Source organism: Rothia sp. 27098_8_161, from assembly GCF_041432905.1.
Lineage (GTDB): Bacteria > Actinomycetota > Actinomycetes > Actinomycetales > Micrococcaceae > Rothia.
This window is the reverse complement of sequence record NZ_JAPWAL010000049.1, coordinates 1-1503: the sequence shown is the minus strand read 5'-3', so window position 1 is coordinate 1503 and position 1503 is coordinate 1. Positions and strand designations below refer to the sequence as shown.

2 protein-coding genes are annotated in these 1503 nt (G+C 53.8%); both read left to right on the top strand.

Going from position 1 to position 1503, the window contains the following annotated elements:
- The coding region (locus O3648_RS08270) for an AzlC family ABC transporter permease (RefSeq protein ID WP_371569559.1) at positions 1–741 on the top strand (741 nt) is incomplete at its 5' end.
- Between the two features lie 443 nt (positions 742–1184).
- Positions 1185–1503: branched-chain amino acid transporter permease (locus O3648_RS08265; RefSeq protein WP_371569558.1), on the top strand; the 319-nt coding region annotated here is incomplete at its 3' end.

The following is a 1503-nucleotide window of genomic DNA, read 5'->3' as shown; positions in this document are numbered from 1 at the left end:
GCTATGGCGGATTCTTCCGTGGTGATGCTCGGTATCGCGGTGCTGGGTTTGGGTTTGGGTGTTATTTTGAGTGCGCACCATATGCCTTTTTGGGCGGCACCACTGATTTCTTCACTGGTGTTTGCCGGCTCGGTGGAGTTTTTGATGGTGGGCATGATTTCTGGTGGTGCCTCTATCACGTCGATTGCGTTGACAGTATTCCTCGTGAATGCCCGCCATCTAGTGTACGGTCTTTCCTATCCTCTACACAGGATCAAGGGTTTCTGGGCTAAGCTTTTCGCCATTCACACTCTCTGTGATGAGGCGTTTGCTCTCAACTCCGGCCCTGACCGCAATGACCGTTCCGGTGCACGCATCCTGTGGGTAAACACTCTGATTTACGTCTCATGGATTCTGAGCGTAATCCTCGGGTATGTGCTCGGTGCAAGCTTCTTGAGCGATTTAAAGGGCGTTGATTTTGTGATGGTAGCACTCTTCACGGTGCTTGCCATGGACGGTTACCGTGCTAACCCGGATCGTGTGGCAGCATTATTTATGGCAATTTCTGCCACGGTAGCCCTAGTTTTTGCGCCGTCCTCTTTCCTGGTGATGGCGTTGGGTTCGTATGTGGTGCTACTGTTGGTGCGCTTCCCGGTAGCGAAGCGCCGCGGCACCCTGCCGCATCGTACTGTTTATGCAGAAACAACTGAGAGTAGCGACACCACCACTACCGCTGATGCGCCCGCTTCCACACAACAGTAAGAACATTACATATGTGTTCAAAACCCGCTAGGATAGATGAAGAGCACCGCTCTCCCCTCTTTCTATTTCTAGGATTCAAAAGACGCCTTCACATGCGAACCTGCACGGAGGCCCCCAGAAGTTGAGGTACCCATGACTCAGATGAAAGACACCGCTAAGGAAACTAGCGACGCAGAACGCTGTGCCGCCCCGGAGTAACACCGCACCGGGAGCGGCACCACCCGAGGTCATACAGAGATGTAGTCTCTGCCCGGAAGGAATACCCCTCCACCTCACTATTCGCGGCTTTCATCAACTCACGTACCTACCGCACTACTGAGCGCCTTCTCTATGAGTAGGCTCTCCCTGCCCTTTTTTCACGGCTTCACCCACACGCTTCGTTCAGGGTTCTTTCACTCTTTCATGGGTCTTTGGGGGAGGTAGTGCAGAAAGAGATAAACCTTATGAACAGTGAAGTAACCACCGGATATATTCTTGCTGCGGTGTTCATTGCTGCTGGAATTACTTTTCTGTTGCGCCTGCTCCCCTTCGGTCTGAAAAAGGCTCTGGCTGGCTCCGAACTACTGGATGCGCTCAGCCACTGGATTCCGCTCGGCGCGGTCGCACTACTTGCCATCTATGCGGTGGCGAAGATTAATTACTCCTCGTTCGCTACGGCAGCGCCGTACCTTGCGGGCCTGGTGGTGACCGTGGGGGTGCACCTGTGGCGTAAGAATATGGTGCTGAGCATGGTGGCGGGTACCGTCACCTGCGTTGTGTTGG